Genomic DNA, 16,209 nt, shown 5'->3' with positions numbered 1-16,209 from the left:
ATCCGTTCCAACCGTGCATAACCAAGGAACTTTTTTGATAATGAACAACGATGAAACGTATCCTTTCTTGGATAAGACGAAAATACAATCTAAGTCCATACCGCTATAAATCAGTTAAAATAGTAACGGATACCCAAACCGCTATAGTTCGTAAGATTACCGAAATCACTATTAACGTGATAGAACTCAGAGGTCTTTATCAATAACGAAAGATGTTCCGTAAGTATAATGTCCAAATCTGCCGTAACTACACCGCCGTATATAAACTTGCTCTCCCCATCAACGGATACGATATTGCTTAACTGCAAGTTTCCGTTGTTAACTGACTCATATCCTGCCAAGGCTCCTCCTCCCAAAGAAAGTGACTGCATTTTCCTGTTTCTACTATAAACCGTTATAAAATAGGAATAACTGGCTGTTACGCTCATATACGGAATACGTACGGCTCCACTTTTATAGTTAGCATACGTACCGTTCAAAGCTATTTGAGTATGGGTTGTTTCACTTAAGTTGGTATTATACGTTATCTCTCCTCCATAACCATCACCAAATAGCCCCCCAGATACCGAGAAAGTATTGGAATAAGTTTGAGAAAAAGCTAGTATTGGAAAACATAGAAATGAAAATATAATTGTGATATGTTTCAATTCGAGGGAGAATTAATTAATAAATAATCGAGTGGCAGTATCACCAAGTTGTCACTATTTGCATCAGCTAAAACTACAGAAATTTTTTCCTTGGCACTAATATTAAAATTTTTAAACACATAAACAACCTCATTTATGCCTTCTGGATCTATACTTTCTTGAAGATTAAAAGTGTATAGGGGGTTCATGATTTTTTCAAGTTGCCCCACTTTTGCTTTTTTAAAAAAGCTGAGTCCCGCGATATCATATTTCCTTTTTGAGTTATTCTCTATTTGCACCACAAAATACTTCTCGTTCCGATCCACCAAGATATTATTGAGCCGAACAGCAATTTTTTTGTTTTGTCTAAAACTCCGTTTAAATACGGTTTTCTGCAGATAATTATTTTCACAAAAAATGCGATAGTACTCTTCACGATCTACATCATACAAATCTTTTTCTTCCGTATCATCATTACTCATGTACACCGGTTCTTGAACAATCGTATCTTTTTGTCTTTCTGAAATATTCGTAGTTAGTGCTTCGCTTAACTTATTTTTTGGTTGATTGTTTGCTGTGACATTTTCAATAGGAATTTCGTTGGTTTCCACAGTTTCTTGACTGTCATTACCAGAAGGTTGTTCAACAATTTCAGGCCTCTTAGAGCTCTCGCCATTACCTGACATGGTTTTACTGATTGCTTGATCTGTTGTTAGAATAAAACTGAATTCCGGAACTTCCTCTGCATAACTCAATGCAAACGAGTAGATATAACCTTGTTCGGTAATAACCAAAAGATTGCTTGCCCTACCCTTCCTACCTTTCAGCAATCCAATGTTAGAACCACTTTCATAGCTAAAACTAAAATTTGCCGCAGGCTCAACTACTTTTTTAATAGTAGATGGAAAAAATATAGTTGTAGTTACAAAATCATTGGTTTTTACAGAAATTGGGGTCTGCGACCAAAGGATATGACTCGAAAATAACAGGCTACCCAGAAAAAAAATAAGTTTTATAGGGAACGACTTCATAAGTAGGTGTAATTTCTTTCAATGAATAATTTAGTGTCTTACACGAGAATGAAAAACACAAAAATACTAATTAACTGGACAACTATCCAAATAATCGATTAAGAGAGGGATTTAAGGGGTTTAGGTACTGTAAACCTAATATACAAGAGGAATGATACCAAAAGAAACAATTACAATACACTCTTTTCACCCAATAATCCATACTGAATACGAAGGGTTAACCTGTTGCGTAATCTAATACAACCATCCCTTCAAGTATTTTCTAAGACTTCTTTAATTATAGGTATATATCCATAAGTTTTGCGTGAGGCAATTATGTTTTATTATGTTGGTAACCATCACCTATATTTGAAAATAAGTCTTAACTAAACTATCAAGATCTTTGACCTTAAAAATTATAATAAGGTGATATTTTAGGAATGAACCATATTAAAACAATGTAAAACAGAAAACCGTAACTCAATGGCAACTAATTAAAATGGATAATTAATCCAACCTTACACTCTAAAATAAAATTAGTTGAATTTTAGCGAAGAAGTTATTTCATTAAACTTTTCTATATTTTCTTTGAAGTTTTCTTTGGCACTTCCCATTATAACAACCGCTCTTCTCCCATTATTGATTGCCGTAAAGACAGTCTGGGTTTTCACTCCTTCGGATTCGCCATAGACCATTTCCTGAAAACAATCATAACCATTGATTTTATTTTTAGAAGTCTGTTTTCTGCTGGTAACTTTAAACCCTTTCTCAATACTGGAATTGATGATATTATCAACTACGAGTTTCAAATTTGGGTTAGTGGGATCGACGAGTATTTGGTTTATAACATATGAAGAACTTGTGTCGTTGGGGTATTCGCCGTTTTCAGTAAAGTGAAATATTTCATTAGCCTGAAAAAATAATTCGAAGCCACTTTTTTCTACATCAACGGAAAAAAATGCAGCTTCCATCGAGCCTATTTCTCGGTCTTTGTCATACTTTATGCTTTTAAATGAATTTATTAGATGACTAACTTCAGTATTATTTGTATTGTTCGTAACAGCAACCCCTAATACAGAAAAAAAAGCATCGCCAAAAACTAAGGTAACCGCTCGGTTTGCATAGTCACTATTGGTAACGAGCACTTTTCCATAGTAATCATCAATTATCGTTTCTTCAAAGTCATATACAATTGCTCCTATTTTCTCATATGCTTTTTTGGTATACTTGTTAGAATTAGCATAATAATCTGTACCATACATATCATAAAAGCGGATAATCTCATTATCACCGTTTTCAAGACCAATAAAATCTTTTGATAGTTGAAACCCTGAAGGGGGTTCAAGGTATATTCTCGTACCAGGAATTAACGTTAGACCTCCTTCTGTTTTATGGCTGACAAGGTTCCTTTGAGACGAACAAAGCGATGTAAAAAGAAATAATGAAATTAACCACAAAGATATCTTAAGATTTTTCTGTTTCATCTCAACTAAATTTTATTCTTGAAACTGATTTCTTTTCTTTTGTGGTAAAGAAAATCCCGCTTTTTTAATTTTATCTATATCAATAACTTGAAGGTTTTGTTGTATTTCAGCCCAGTTGGGGTGTTCTGACGAATATTTTACCCAATAAAATTCTCCAACGCGAACATTATAATCAGAATTTATATAATCACTATTGTCATATTTTTCACCGTCTACATAATAATAATAATAAATTGCAGGACCAGATGATGGGCCATTCATAGAATCAAAAACATAACCTATAGCATACTCCGAATTATTTTTTACATTACTTTTAATATATTGCGTAATACAAATTATAATTACCGCAGAAATTCCTACAAATAAAAGTGTACCTTTTTGACTCTTGGTAAGCGTCATTTCTTGGGGTTTTTATATTTATTTTGAGGTTGATTTTCATCTTTAATCTTTTTCTTCCCAGTAGATATAGTCGTTTTCAAGGTAAATAATCCTCCAATACTAAAAACTTCTCCTATAGCCCCTCCAAATTGGGACATTGGTTTACCTACTGCAGAACCATATGATTTACTAGCTTGATTACTTAGTCCACTAACAACCATATTCTCTGAAAATTCCTTGAAACCGTTCGTATTAAAACTTTTTTCAAGTGTATAATCAAATTCTGATTTTAATGGTGTGCTGGCAAAACCACCAAATGCTGTAGTTACACCCAAGTCAAACAAATCCAATCTTCGTAAATTATTCATACCCCACATATTTTTTGAAATACCCGTAGAAACATATTGCTCTCCAAAATTGGAAGCCCCATTAACAGCAGCTACCCTGCCTGAATTAATTGTTAGCGCCTTTCCTAAACCAGGTACCGAGTATTGACTAGCAGCATATAAAAGAGGTACCGCCTCTACCGCCCCTACGACAGCCACAGGAAAACCGAGAACAACTGTAATAATCGTTTTTTCATCAACCTTATCGTAGGCTGCATATATTTTTGCATCTTCCTTTTCACTAACGGTTATCTTCATCATATGTGCAAAGAGCTTTGCTGATCCCGATATGATATCTCTTATTTCCTTACTAGAAATACTAAATTCCCTAACCCTTTCTTGAGTATAGTACGAAGAATAGGAGTTTTTACTATTAATTGGAATATTAACATAATCAATTATATAATATCGATTATAACCAAGGTTATTTCTACGAGGGGTTTCCGCTCGGATCCGGTCACTCTCCATTTCTGTAAAATACCAGTCGTAAGTTTTTGTATTCGTCCTCTTTAACTCTGCGGTCAAATAACGCTGTAGGCTCTTAACTGCCGCCTTTTTAATCTTACTTTTATCGGCTAAAGTCAGCTTTTTACTTTTTGAAAGACGTACGCTTCCTAGCGATTTGTTAAATTCTCGCTTTAACCTCTGCTGTCTTGATTTTTGGGTTAAGACATCCATAGTTCTACTCCCCCCAACTATTTTCAAAAACCATATCTCCCACGGTAATTGTTTTTGCTGAGATAACTATCCTTTTTTGCATAGGCATTTCATCATTTGCATCAAACTCTTCCTCAAGACTAACACAATACGCTTTAGAGAATTTTACCTCTTGCAGCTTTGATAAGGCATCACGTTTAAAAAATACAATGGAACCATCTTTTGTCTGCTCTGGCTCTTTCATCCAGTGAAAAAGGTCATATTTACCCTGTGACTCAATGGTTACAGAAATCTGCCCACCCAAAGGTTTTCCCGCAGGTTTTCCCGTACCATCCATGGGTTGTTCAAAATTATAAATACAATGAAGCACATTATATATCTGTCCATCAACAGTAAGCTTTGCTAAAAATGACATAATTTTTCAGGTTTTTAAAGTAGTGGGTTACTGTTTACAAGTTAACTTTTAAGCAAAAGCCTCCTTTACAAAACCCAAGTTTTTGTTTATTATTCTCTATAACAAGATCTTAGGAGATACAACTTCGTTTAGAGCTGTCTTACTGTTGTGCGTATTCTGTATCCCAATCCGTACCTTCGTCTCCTTTTTGACCATCCATTTTGATCATAAAGTTTTTAGCCGGGAAATAAGGTTTTAGGCGTACATCTAAATAAATACGGTCTTTTTGGTTCGGGTCTTGCTCAAACCTTCTAATCTCAAAATTTTCAATTAGTTTGTCCGGCCCTGTAATATCATCTAAAAACCGCACAATCTGTGATTGTATTTCATTACGGGTCTTTGTGCTAAAGTTTTCAAAAGCCCTACGGTTTAAAAAGTCCATTAATACTTTGGCGACATAATCAAACACCCGTACTACAGAATAGGTTTGAAGGCCTAAGTTATCTCCGTTAAAGAGTGTCTTGGCAGAAAAGGCCATGACCTTACCATATTCATTAACCATAGGTACAAGACCTAGGTTCTCTAGATTGGCAATTTCACTTTTTCTCAAATCAAAACTTACACCATCTACCTCACTTAAACCACCGTGTTTTTTACCTGCGGTTACCTGAGACATTAAGGTTTTATATATTTTACCGGCAAGGGCTCCAGAAGGCGGTACATGTACGTCTTCTTCTTCGCCTACTTCTTCGTGTTTGCCACGGCCTACCAACCAGTTACAGGTCATGATAGTGTTAGACAAATACATATCTCCACTAGCTAAATTGGCACTTTCAAACATTTCCATTACATCGTCTGGCTCATCTAGATGTGCAAAATCGGTCACCAAGGTAACTTTATTGTCGTGTGCTACTTTTGCCCATTTATCCACAACAGATTTAGAGCCTAAATACCCAGGAAGAACCATAAGAGAGTAGTTTTCACGAAGATCCAAACGATCATATTTAGAAACCAACTCTTCTCTTATATGATCAAAGAAACGGGTATTATCCAAATCCGTTAATTGATCAAGTTCCGCATTGATAATGGAAACATTTTTTAAAGATGGTAAATCTGTATTCTTATAGAACAAGGCTACGGAACGGTAGGAAGTTTCAAGTTCACGAGTTTCCTCAAGAGCAGATTTTAAATTTTTTGTTAGTACCTGCTGCGATAAAGCTGCTTTATCATCTGCTGCCTGTACTAAATCTATGATATCATCACCAGATTTAAGTGTTTCTGACCAAAGCTCCAATTTTTTCAAGAGATCGTTACGCTCTTGTTTTTTGGTGTTTTCCGTAAGGAACATTTTCCGACGTGCCTTACGATCGGGGTTCAGATTCTGTACATCATCAATGGCAGATTCCAAAAGATCGTACCCGCCATATTTGACAAGTCCATCCGATTTTTCTTTTATCTGTTCCGCATAAGGTTTTTCACTTAACTGTGCGGCTTTTTGGTTGTTCTGTGTATCGGCCATGTAGAATTATTTAGCGTTTTTAATTTCAGCGATTAAAGCATCTATGGTGTCGACCAAAGATTTTTTAGCGTCAGGATCTTCCAAAGCGGCCTTTAAAATCTTATTGGTCTTTAATTGCTTGATCATTTTTTTATATTGATCGCTCTCTATTTCAAGCTCTTTTAAGAAAACACTATTATTGATAATGCCTTTTTTACCGAAATCACCAAGATTTCTGAACTTCAAAGTTTCATTTACGGTACCGCCGTTCTTATCCTCAAACGGGATTTTTAATTCGGGTTCGTAATGCTCAAAAATATCTTCAACAGTTCTAAGACCTTCCACCACTTCAGGCTTTACTGGTGCATTAGGGGTAAGTTTACCGGCAATTAAAGCCCTGTTCTGTGGAATGCTGTTTAAGGCTTCACTAGCGTCACCTTTTACCTCATTACCACCAATACCTACGTTATCAATAGCCATATTTATATATTGTTTTAAGTTTTAAATTTACTCAAAAAAATGTTATACGCAAACAAAGTACCTGAATGAGCCTGAGTAAGTTTTTTCTTTACTACGCTTCATATATCATCTACAACAAAAACACAACTAAAGCATTTTAGAACACCAAACCGGTAACGTGTTGCCATACACGGTCATTATTACTATTTAGAAATCATTTTGATCAGCTAAAAAGTAAAATATACAATTGTAAAAGCTTGGCGCATTCATTTGAAAAGTAAAAAAAAGGAGGCGTTTGCTTGCCTCCTTTTCAAAAAAATTATTGCAAAATGGATTACATTACCCATTCGTTCTGGTGCTGACCACCACCAATACTCAATTCCTTAGCAGACAAAGTAAAAGTCTCCGTTAAAGGATTGGTTCCAGTAGCATCAAAATTCTCTCTGTACTTTACCATATAGGCTTCAGTAAACTTGATTTCTTTTAGGGTAGCATCCGTATCTCTTTTTGTATACGTTATAGAACCATCCTTCTTACCAAAGTTATCCATCATTAACTCAACACCAGCGGTGTCATCATTGGACTCTACAGTAACAGTAATCTTACCTCCTCTTGTTACAGAAGACGGACGACCTGTTGGATCTGTTTCTTGAAAAAGATCGTAGTTACAATTTAAGATGTTGTACTCTTTTCCTCCTAAATTTAATTTAGCTTTAAAAGACATAAAAAATGATTTTTGTGGTAAATAATACCTGATTAAAAGTTTATATAAACGTCAATAAGACGATGCTAAACTATTAAATATCTGATACTCTCCAAACATTTTTCGATAAAGTGCAAGCTTTTAAAATTATTCTGCTTAAAAAATAAAGTAGGAAAAAAGCTATTTTCAAAGAACTAAATACAACTGAATTTTGAAGTTAAATTCACTGTAAAAACATCATCTCAACACTGAATTTTATGGAGTCTAACCCTACTCTCTATTATAGGTATAAACCCACAAAATAAACTTATTCTAAAAACCGATTCTTCGTTCCGTAGAAAAGAAATTATCCAATTTTATCAAAAAAAACTAAATCAGCCACCATTTATCGGTTGAGACAAAGTTTCTGCGTCAAATACATTTTTTAGGATTGCCCTTGCTTATATACACTCACTAAAAATTCTTCCAAAATAATCCTTTTTTGGTGCGCATATCTACAGTCATACTTTTTATACAACCTGTTTTTTTATCCCTATACAGTTTAAGATTCTTAATTTCAATCTTAACATCCCGAACAGCTTTAAAGAACTGACTAACGGTAAAGCGATCTCCGCTTTTATTGAAAACGGGAATATTCGTTACGCAAAAATAATTCCGAATACTAATGTCATCAAGATTTCTTACCGAGTACCTTAATAGCATATCCTCTATTTCTCCGCTTGAAATTTCAATATAAGGTGGTTCATCTACCTTGTCCTTATCTTCAAATACAGGCTCCTCTTCTTTTGGCGCTTCCGGAATTGTAGCCAGTACATTCTCTATAGGGGCACTTGCGTTTCTGCTTCTACCAATACGCTCTTTCTTTTTTGAAGGATATACAGTTAAAATACGTTTAGCTTCATGTCTACGATCGCCATTCACGACCAATAGAATTGTTTTTTCGCCAGGAGTTTTATAGGTATATTTCTCCCTTCTGTCATTACCATCTACTGCTGCAGTTTCGCCAAAGCTCCATTGCCATGAAGTGGCAAATTTAGAATCGTTAAAAAATTCAACTTCGTCTCCTACCCTAACTTTTTTTGGTAGAACAATATTAGGTATGAGCTTTGCATCACGTATTATTTTGTCTTTGGAAATTACTATTTCACGTGAAGCTACACACTCACCGTTCATTTTTAAGGAAACGGAATATTTACCAGGTTTCTTAAATTGATGAACAACATCGGACCTATACGCTTCCGGTTCATTGTCCCCAAAATTCCAAGTCCAATTAAACCCTGAAGCATCTGTACTTTTAAACTCAATTAAATCCTCTGTAGTGTAGGAATTTGAAATAATCTCAAAATCTACATTACTACAATCTACCTCACTGTTCAAACGAAAAGAAAAAAGGGCCAATCCAGCAAATAACAATACTAAAAAAGTGATAAACACGTTACTATCAAAGTGAGTTTTAATACTTTTATTATTCATAATTAATCTCTAATTTTATCCATTCTTCCTTTCAATTAAATGTACGATTTTTAATATGAAATTAAAACTGTCTTTTCTTTTAATTATTGCATTGATTACCGGTTGTGCCAATAAATCCTCGGTAGCGGGTCAAGGCGAGTATTACAGACAAGAAATGGAAAAATCAAAACGTTTAGCTGCCCAAAAAGAAGCACAAGATAACAAACAAATAGTTACTGTTGAACCTTCATATCTTAGCAAAGAACAAAGATTACATTTTTCTGAACTTTTAGAAATCCCGTACGAAGAAATTAAAAACGAAAAACTATATGCGAGTATATATGAATGGATGGACACACCTTACCTATGGGGCGGCACTACCAAAAGTGGAGTGGATTGCTCTGCGTACGTGAGGGATATTTATCAAAAAGTATATAGTTTTGAGCTCCCAAGAACTTCCATAGAACAATTTAATTTGGATATTAAAGCACACTTTTCCGGTCAAAAGTTTTTGCAGCAAGGAGATTTGCTTTTCTTTAGGTTAAAAGATGAAGATAAAGTGGTTTCCCATGTGGGCATTTACCTTCAAAACGGAAAATTTACAGGCTCAAATTCCCCTACTGGAGTTCAAATTGCTGATTTGAACTCAAAATATTGGCAAGATAGGTTCGTCTCCGGCGCACGCTTGCTAAAAAACCTTTAAAAATGACCCCCTTATCTCCAGATAAAATACGACAAGAGTTATTTGACCTTGATTTTGACCTAAAGGCCGAAACTTTTATTTCTTACTTAAATGAAGAGACCGAACTAGATATTGTACTCTCTGATTTTTTCAAAAGACGCTTTAGTAAGGACATCACCTCAATAGAAGAAAGTCTAGACAAAAAAAACACTTTAGAGGTTAAACTTAGCCGTAGAAGTTTTTACAATATTTTTCCTGAACGTTTTTTTCATCGCACCTACTCTAGTACGCCGTATGTGGAAACAATGGTTACCGATTACAACGGAAGAAAAATTGAGGAAGAAAATGCGCGAAAGTTTTTCAGCCCTCTGGAAACTGAGTTTTTCTTGCAGCGGGTTGCTATAGAATCGGCAGAAGACCTTACCTTTAAATCTTTAGGTAGCCCAGAACTAGTAGATTTTTTGTTAAATCTATGGCAGATAGACTCAAGAATTCCAGGGAGCATAGCCGCAAAGATTTTAAAGACTATGCCCTTCATGTATAAGATAGCAGGTAATTTACCGTTGTTAAAAATAGTGTTGGAAAATATTATTGAAGAACAGTTAATAATTGAGAAGGATTACGCCACAATAGCAGCGAAAACCAAACAGGAACCGTGGCAATTGGGCATTAACATGGCAACAGAAGGAAAAACGGTTACGTTTCTTCCTAAATACATTTTTATCATTAATAACATTAGAAGACCTGATAAAATAGTTGATTACATGCCAAATGGAAAAATTAATACGCTAATTCAATTCTTTTTAGAACATACATTGCCCTATGAAGCCGATTTTGAAATAAAATTTACACTGGCCGAAAAGAAAAGAAAATTTGTGATTAGTGAAGATGTATATTCCGGAAGACTTGGAGTATCCGCTACAATTTAGACCCCTATGATTGGAAGTTACCTAAAGAGATTTATAAACATAGAGGCCTTGATTCCTTTTGCGATTGTCTTGGTCTTTATTTTGTTGGCACTTGGCCTAATTGGTCGAAAAACCCCTGGGTTCAAAAAAAGAAGGAAAAAATACTACTATTATCTTGCGGCATTAATTGCGGTAATGGGTATATTTTTAGCCATTATATACAACTTAAGACAGTCTACAGTAATGTTCCGGTATTTTTGGATGCTTGCCTTTGCTACAATTATAGGTGGGCTTCACGTGTTTTTCTATCGCTATCTCTTTGATAAATTCGATTCCAACCAGGGTCTTAAAGAATTACTTTTTGGCATAATTACCTCTTTTGCTATAATGGTTCCTGTAATCATGATTGCAGCACACTATCAAGATTTGCAGTATTTGTCCTATTATTTTTTGACGATGGCCGCATTTACAGTGCCTACTAGCTTTTTTGTACTCTATAAATATTCCGTTTCCATTCCTGTAAAGTTATATACAAAATGGTACTATCCCCTTCAGAAAAAATATGACACACCGGAGCATTACGAGCTAAAGAACATGATTATACTCAACTTCATGTTCTATAAAAACACCGAAGCGGGAAATATGACTAGCTTTAAGGCCAAAGCTCCAAAAAATATGGAGTTCGGTAGATTGTTCTATTTTTTTATTAATGATTACAATGCCAAAAAAGCAACCACAAAAATAGAACTTACTGACACGGCCGATGACCCGCACGGCTGGTATTTTTATAGCAAACCTAAGTGGTACGCAGCTTCTAAACATATTGATTCAGAGCTTACAGTAGAAGATAATAACCTAAAAGATGGCGATGTAGTCATTTGCCAACGCATATAAAAAGAACATCATGATAGAGGATATCAAAAATTTTAAAATCAATTGGGTAGATGGCATGAAAATCTCCAAGGAGCATTTTGAAAGCCTTCAAAATTTTGCCGAAAACAGCATAAAGGATGCGTATGTGGTTCGTAAAGGCAGATACGGTCATGGGTTCTTGGCTTCCTATCTTAATGGCAACAATGAATATGCTATTAATCTAGATATTCACAAAAGCCTAAAAGTAAGCATCAAAAAATTACGGGCAATTACCCCAAACGGTAACCGAATAGAAATTACGGAAAATACACCATCCGTAAAAGAAGAAATTGTTGTTGATGAATTGGCCGACAATAAGTTGGATGAAGGCTTTTTACTCATAAACTTAGATACGGAGAAAACCATACCTTTTGGAGAGCAAGACCCTAAAGAAATGCCTCCAAGGCACCCATTTTTGACCAATGGTCAATTTTTCACTTTTATTACAAGTGATGATTTGGCAAAATCAGGATTATCCGGCAACCAGTTACCGATCGCCAAAATTCATAAAGAAGGTAAAAGCCTATCCATTGCAACAGACTATATTCCTCCCAGTTTAACTCTAGGTGCTCATGAAAGTTTAGTAGACTTTTATAATGACGCCGAGAACTTTGTAAAGATGACGGAGCGAAATGCAATCTTGATCGTTCAAAAGATAATGGCCAAGCAGAGCGACAATCCTATTGCAGATGCCATGCACTTGGCCGTTGATAAAGCCTATGGCTATCTCGCACAACAGATTACCAAGATAAAATGGGAAGAATATGACATGCACCCTAAAGAACTTTTACAGATCATAGTAAGTTTTGCAAGAGTCTTTAAAGGAGCCGTAGATGTCTCCTCTCCACAAAACAAAGAAGAACTTTTTAATTATTTTGGAGAATGGACCGATCTAAAAGGAGGTGATTATGAAAAGATATTTACAGATGTGATCAATATGCAATACAATCATAACGATGTAAACCTAAATGTACTTTTAGCTACTGGTTTTATGAACGTTATTGATCGTTTACTTACTGTACTAACACAAGTAGATTATATTGGAAAACGAAGGGATATGGGAATTTTCGTAAATGAAAATATAGTACAGAACAAACAAGATAAATCAAACAAGCCTTCGTTTTTATCTGAATAAAACATGCTATGGAAATACTTAACAAAAAGGAAAGAACCTCTTCTTTTCTACTATTTTTATTAATGTTCGCCATAACGGTCGGTATTCTGTTTACCGCATTTTTCTACAGTTATAAACTGCCGTGGAAAGAAAATGCCGTATTACGTGAGGACAATAAAAAAATGCAATATGAATTTCTTTACCAAAAGAAATTCATAAAAGCCTTAGAGGGCGTAGACAAACAAATAGACTCTCTAGACACGGTAAAAGAAGGCTGGTTCTTTGTAGAACAATCTATCATCAAGAATTTAATAGACCTTAGAAGTGATATTCCAAAAGATTCCTTGGACGATCGCAGTATGTACGAGAATTTGGTGTTGACCTATAATAAACTTGTAGATGCCAAGAGAGATTTAAAACAGGTAGAAAGTGCAAGACATGAAATAAATGAGCTTGAGGAACAAGTCGCAGATTATGAAAAAGAAATCAGCAGACTCAATACCGCATTAGATCTTGCTAAACGTATGAACCGAAACTAACCATTGCATGAATACCGAACTAGAGAAAGCTATACACATTGCCACGCAACTTGCAGAAGAGCATCAACATGAAAGTTTTGGTCCCGCACATTTAATAAAGGCTTCATTAAACAGAGACCTTTCTTTACTCCGTATATTACATGAAAAAGGAGTAGATGTATATTTTATTGAAGAATGGGCCGATGTTAATATGGAATCCCATCCCAAACGCACTAGTCGTACCTTATCGGTAAAGGCTAGTTCAGAGGCCAAAATGGTTTTTGTTGAAGCGGAAGAAGTACAAACTAAATTGAACAGATCTGATGTTGATCTTGTTTGTTTGTTCATATCCGCAATTACACCTGGAGTAGGCTTCAGTTTTGACCAAGTAAAATCACTGCCTGTAAGTAGTTCGGAACTGTTCGATAGTTTTTCGGCCGGAATCAACACCTCCGGTAGCTCAAACAAAAAAGTCGTCAACAGTACTAGTGACTTTACTCCGGATACGGATATCCTAAAAAAATACACCAACGATCTACTTGTTGAAGCTTCCAACGGTGATTATGATCATATCATTAATCGTGATCGTGAGTTAAAACAAATTGCCGAGATTTTAAGCCGAAAATCCAAACCCAATGTTATGGTCCAAGGAGAGTCCGGCGTGGGCAAAACCGTTTTAATTAACAATCTGGCCCAAGAAATTTATTCCAGAAAAATTGTGGGCACCTTACAAGAAGCCAGTTTACTAGAAATAGACACTGCCGTATTACTTTCGGGTGCATCCTATAAAGGCGAGGTAGAAGATCGTTTGCAAAGCATCTTTAACGAAGCTAAAAATTTGGTAAAACCTATTTTGTTCATTGATGATTTTCATGTGTTATTACAAGATGCAAGTGCCAGCCAAGGCATTTTAAACGTCATAAAATCAGAATTGAACAAAGGGGAAGTCATTTTGATAGGTGCAACTACTGCGGATAATTACAGGAAACACATTGCAAATGATGATGGACTCAACAGAAGGTTTGAATCTGTTACTGTGGAAGAGCCCGATTCCGAAATGGCTTTTCGCATACTAAAAAGTGTGGGCCAAACCTATACAGAACATCATGCGCTTGATATTGATGATGAAGCCTTAAAGGAATCCATTCGTTTATCAAAACGGTATTTAAAAGAAAAAAGCCTACCAGATTCTGCCTTGGACCTGGTTGATAGAACTATGGCCGCAGCAAATGTTTCTACGCAATCTTTACCGACCGATTTGGAAGATTTGAACACCAAACTTGTTGAAATAGAGTCAGAAACTGAAAAACAACAGGAATCGGACAAAATCCAAGCTATAGATTGGGTCTATATTGAATTAAAAAACAGATTAAGCCCAATTGTAACGGGCAAATTTGATACGGAAGATAGCCTACGTTTACCTACCTATGAAAAGAAATCGGCTTACATAAAAAAAATACTTTCAGGTATAACAGACCATTCAAAAGAAAAACGAACAGCAGTAAACGAAGAAGACCTAGCAGCCATGGTTGCTGGTATTACGGGTATTCCGGCCGGTAAAGTACAGAGCCAGGAAAGAGAGCGTTTGTTAGAAATGGAAGACACGTTAAAGAAACGGGTTATTGGTCAAGATAACGCCATACAAACGGTTTCGGAAGCAATTATAGAATCTAGATCCGGACTTTCAAAAGGTGGGCAGCCCATTGGCTCATTTTTCTTTTCAGGGCCTACCGGAACAGGAAAAACGGAATTGGCAAAATCGTTGGCAGAATTTCTGTTTAACGATGAGACCGCCATTATTCGTTTTGACATGTCGGAATTTAAAGAAGAGCATTCTGCAGCATTATTATATGGAGCGCCTCCAGGATATGTAGGTTATGAAGAAGGAGGAGTTTTAGTGAACAAAATTCGCCAAAAACCGTATTCAATAGTCCTCTTTGACGAAATTGAAAAAGCCCATCAATCCGTTTTTGACGTGTTCTTACAAATTCTTGATGAAGGAAAATTAAACGATCGTTTAGGAAAGGTAGGAGACTTTTCAAATGCCGTTATCCTATTTACCTCCAACATTGGCTCAGATTTTATTAGTAAGTCTATTGAAGGAGGCAAAATCCCTAAATCCAATGAGTTATTGGAGATTATGTCCAATTATTTTAGACCTGAATTTTTAGGCCGTATCACTGAAATTGTGCCTTTTGCTCCAATTTCCGAAAAAAATGCCCCTTTCATTTTTGACCTCCATTTGAAAAAAGAATTATTGGTGCTCACAGAAAGATTGGGAATCACCTTGGAAATAGACAAAAAAACCAAAGACCATTTGTCTTTGGATGGGTTCTCCCCTACTTATGGGGTACGACCGTTAAAGGCCGTTATTCGTAATAAACTAAAAAGGCCGTTGTCCAAAATGATTATCTCTGGAGAGATAAAGGCACCACAAACGGTAAAAATTACGTTAAAAAAAGGTGACCTTGACTTTAAAGTAATAAAAAAGTAGATAGATACCGTTCTATGTAGTTTAGCAAGCAGTACTAATCGTATTTGATTTTAAAACAATGGCGAAACCGTATTACCAAGCACCATTTGATTTTAAGCGTTTTTTTGAGAAAAAAGAGCTTAAAAAACTATCGCTCCAAGATTCTATTTCTCAGTTCATAAGTGTTATTATAACCACCTATTTTGAAGAATATACTTTTGATGAGCAGTTTGGCAGTGAAATATGGGAAACAGATTTTGACCTTTTAGTCAATACCAACGTTCTAAAAGAAAGAATCAAAAAGTCATTGACCAAACAAATCAAAACCTATGAAAAACGTTTGTCTAACGTAGACTTGAATATTGAATTGATGGAAAGCCTATCATCAAAGACCAATAAGGTACGTTTAAAAAAATACCTCTATATAACTATTAAGGGAACCATTGTAAAAACAGATGAACCTTTTACGTTCAATGGAGATTATTATTTAGCTCCTTTATCCTATAAATAGATACCACGCAGTAAATGATAGCGAAAAATCCAAATTCAATTATC

17 protein-coding genes are annotated in these 16,209 nt (G+C 35.4%); 7 read left to right on the top strand and 10 right to left on the bottom strand.

Annotation, left to right across the window (positions count from 1 at the left end):
* Positions 1 to 110 precede the first annotated feature (110 nt).
* From H9565_RS10775 to H9565_RS10730, 10 genes are all read right to left on the bottom strand, one after another.
* Positions 111 to 647, bottom strand: a complete 537-nt coding sequence (locus H9565_RS10775) for a conjugal transfer protein TraO (protein ID WP_215439452.1) — start codon at positions 645 to 647, stop codon at positions 111 to 113.
* Positions 644 to 1,657 carry a DUF4138 domain-containing protein gene (locus tag H9565_RS10770; RefSeq protein ID WP_215439451.1) on the bottom strand — a complete coding sequence of 338 codons (1,014 nt, stop codon included), beginning with the start codon at positions 1,655 to 1,657 and terminating at the stop codon, positions 644 to 646. Before H9565_RS10770 ends, H9565_RS10775 begins: the two co-directional genes overlap by 4 nt.
* A 515-nt stretch (positions 1,658 to 2,172) precedes the next feature.
* The gene (locus H9565_RS10765) at positions 2,173 to 3,120 is read right to left on the bottom strand and encodes a hypothetical protein (RefSeq protein WP_215439450.1); all 948 of its coding nucleotides are present in this window, start codon (positions 3,118 to 3,120) and stop codon (positions 2,173 to 2,175) included.
* 12 nt (positions 3,121 to 3,132) lie between these two features.
* Entirely contained in the window at positions 3,133 to 3,519 is a 387-nt protein-coding gene (locus tag H9565_RS10760; RefSeq protein WP_215439449.1) for a hypothetical protein, read from the bottom strand.
* Positions 3,516 to 4,562, bottom strand: coding sequence for a hypothetical protein (locus H9565_RS10755; protein ID WP_215439447.1), 1,047 nt, complete (start codon positions 4,560 to 4,562; stop codon positions 3,516 to 3,518). The genes H9565_RS10760 and H9565_RS10755 overlap by 4 nt, the downstream gene beginning before the upstream one ends.
* 4 nt (positions 4,563 to 4,566) lie before the next feature.
* A complete protein-coding gene (gene tssD, locus H9565_RS10750; RefSeq protein WP_215439445.1) occupies positions 4,567 to 4,956 on the bottom strand; it encodes a type VI secretion system tube protein TssD in 390 nt (129 codons plus the stop codon).
* Positions 4,957 to 5,095: 139 nt separating this feature from the next.
* The gene (locus H9565_RS10745; protein WP_215439443.1) at positions 5,096 to 6,454 is read right to left on the bottom strand and encodes a DUF5458 family protein; all 1,359 of its coding nucleotides are present in this window, start codon (positions 6,452 to 6,454) and stop codon (positions 5,096 to 5,098) included.
* 6 nt (positions 6,455 to 6,460) lie between these two features.
* Positions 6,461 to 6,913, bottom strand: a complete 453-nt coding sequence (locus tag H9565_RS10740; RefSeq protein ID WP_215439441.1) for a hypothetical protein — start codon at positions 6,911 to 6,913, stop codon at positions 6,461 to 6,463.
* A 313-nt stretch (positions 6,914 to 7,226) separates the two neighbouring features.
* A complete protein-coding gene (gene tssD / locus H9565_RS10735; protein ID WP_215439439.1) occupies positions 7,227 to 7,616 on the bottom strand; it encodes a type VI secretion system tube protein TssD in 390 nt (129 codons plus the stop codon).
* A gap of 432 nt (positions 7,617 to 8,048) precedes the next feature.
* Positions 8,049 to 9,068: a PKD domain-containing protein gene (locus H9565_RS10730; protein WP_215439438.1), complete on the bottom strand. Its 1,020-nt coding sequence runs from the start codon at positions 9,066 to 9,068 to the stop codon at positions 8,049 to 8,051.
* 55 nt (positions 9,069 to 9,123) lie between these two features.
* Here H9565_RS10730 and H9565_RS10725 point away from each other — a divergent pair, with 55 nt between their 5' ends.
* Genes H9565_RS10725 through H9565_RS10695 form a run of 7 tightly spaced genes read left to right on the top strand, consistent with a single transcriptional unit; the run spans position 9,124 to position 16,165 of the window.
* Positions 9,124 to 9,750 (top strand): C40 family peptidase, encoded by a 627-nt coding sequence (locus tag H9565_RS10725; RefSeq protein ID WP_215439436.1) that lies wholly within the window; start codon positions 9,124 to 9,126, stop codon positions 9,748 to 9,750.
* A gap of 2 nt (positions 9,751 to 9,752) precedes the next feature.
* Complete coding sequence (locus H9565_RS10720) at positions 9,753 to 10,658, top strand: hypothetical protein (RefSeq protein WP_215439434.1); 906 nt, start codon at positions 9,753 to 9,755, stop codon at positions 10,656 to 10,658.
* Between the two features lie 6 nt (positions 10,659 to 10,664).
* Positions 10,665 to 11,531 carry a TssN family type VI secretion system protein gene (locus H9565_RS10715; protein ID WP_215439432.1) on the top strand — a complete coding sequence of 289 codons (867 nt, stop codon included), beginning with the start codon at positions 10,665 to 10,667 and terminating at the stop codon, positions 11,529 to 11,531.
* A gap of 10 nt (positions 11,532 to 11,541) precedes the next feature.
* On the top strand, positions 11,542 to 12,684 hold the full coding sequence (locus H9565_RS10710; protein WP_215439430.1) for a hypothetical protein: 1,143 nt from the start codon (positions 11,542 to 11,544) through the stop codon (positions 12,682 to 12,684).
* 8 nt (positions 12,685 to 12,692) lie between these two features.
* Complete coding sequence (tssO, locus tag H9565_RS10705) at positions 12,693 to 13,202, top strand: type VI secretion system TssO (RefSeq protein WP_215439428.1); 510 nt, start codon at positions 12,693 to 12,695, stop codon at positions 13,200 to 13,202.
* Positions 13,203 to 13,209: 7 nt separating this feature from the next.
* On the top strand, positions 13,210 to 15,675 hold the full coding sequence (locus tag H9565_RS10700) for an AAA family ATPase (RefSeq protein ID WP_215439426.1): 2,466 nt from the start codon (positions 13,210 to 13,212) through the stop codon (positions 15,673 to 15,675).
* A gap of 58 nt (positions 15,676 to 15,733) precedes the next feature.
* A complete protein-coding gene (locus tag H9565_RS10695; RefSeq protein WP_215439424.1) occupies positions 15,734 to 16,165 on the top strand; it encodes a GPW/gp25 family protein in 432 nt (143 codons plus the stop codon).
* Positions 16,166 to 16,209 lie beyond the last annotated feature (44 nt).

The organism is Zobellia russellii, from assembly GCF_018728565.1.
Classification (GTDB): Bacteria; Bacteroidota; Bacteroidia; order Flavobacteriales; family Flavobacteriaceae; genus Zobellia; species Zobellia russellii.
The sequence above is the reverse complement of the archived record's forward strand: the minus strand, read 5'-3'. Positions and strand labels throughout refer to the sequence as shown.

Bases quoted from the DNA above. Each gene is read 5' to 3' on its own strand.
- H9565_RS10770 (WP_215439451.1), bottom strand. From the start codon at position 1,657: ATGAAGTCGTTCCCTATAAAACTTATTTTTTTTCTGGGTAGCCTGTTA.
- H9565_RS10730 (WP_215439438.1), bottom strand. From the start codon at position 9,068: ATGAATAATAAAAGTATTAAAACTCACTTTGATAGTAACGTGTTTATC.
- H9565_RS10755 (WP_215439447.1), bottom strand. From the start codon at position 4,562: ATGGATGTCTTAACCCAAAAATCAAGACAGCAGAGGTTAAAGCGAGAA.
- H9565_RS10725 (WP_215439436.1), top strand. From the start codon at position 9,124: ATGAAATTAAAACTGTCTTTTCTTTTAATTATTGCATTGATTACCGGT.
- H9565_RS10740 (WP_215439441.1), bottom strand. From the start codon at position 6,913: ATGGCTATTGATAACGTAGGTATTGGTGGTAATGAGGTAAAAGGTGAC.
- H9565_RS10695 (WP_215439424.1), top strand. From the start codon at position 15,734: ATGGCGAAACCGTATTACCAAGCACCATTTGATTTTAAGCGTTTTTTT.
- H9565_RS10710 (WP_215439430.1), top strand. From the start codon at position 11,542: ATGATAGAGGATATCAAAAATTTTAAAATCAATTGGGTAGATGGCATG.
- H9565_RS10700 (WP_215439426.1), top strand. From the start codon at position 13,210: ATGAATACCGAACTAGAGAAAGCTATACACATTGCCACGCAACTTGCA.
- H9565_RS10765 (WP_215439450.1), bottom strand. From the start codon at position 3,120: ATGAAACAGAAAAATCTTAAGATATCTTTGTGGTTAATTTCATTATTT.
- tssD (WP_215439439.1), bottom strand. From the start codon at position 7,616: ATGTCTTTTAAAGCTAAATTAAATTTAGGAGGAAAAGAGTACAACATC.
- tssO (WP_215439428.1), top strand. From the start codon at position 12,693: ATGGAAATACTTAACAAAAAGGAAAGAACCTCTTCTTTTCTACTATTT.
- tssD (WP_215439445.1), bottom strand. From the start codon at position 4,956: ATGTCATTTTTAGCAAAGCTTACTGTTGATGGACAGATATATAATGTG.
- H9565_RS10720 (WP_215439434.1), top strand. From the start codon at position 9,753: ATGACCCCCTTATCTCCAGATAAAATACGACAAGAGTTATTTGACCTT.
- H9565_RS10760 (WP_215439449.1), bottom strand. From the start codon at position 3,519: ATGACGCTTACCAAGAGTCAAAAAGGTACACTTTTATTTGTAGGAATT.
- H9565_RS10715 (WP_215439432.1), top strand. From the start codon at position 10,665: ATGATTGGAAGTTACCTAAAGAGATTTATAAACATAGAGGCCTTGATT.
- H9565_RS10745 (WP_215439443.1), bottom strand. From the start codon at position 6,454: ATGGCCGATACACAGAACAACCAAAAAGCCGCACAGTTAAGTGAAAAA.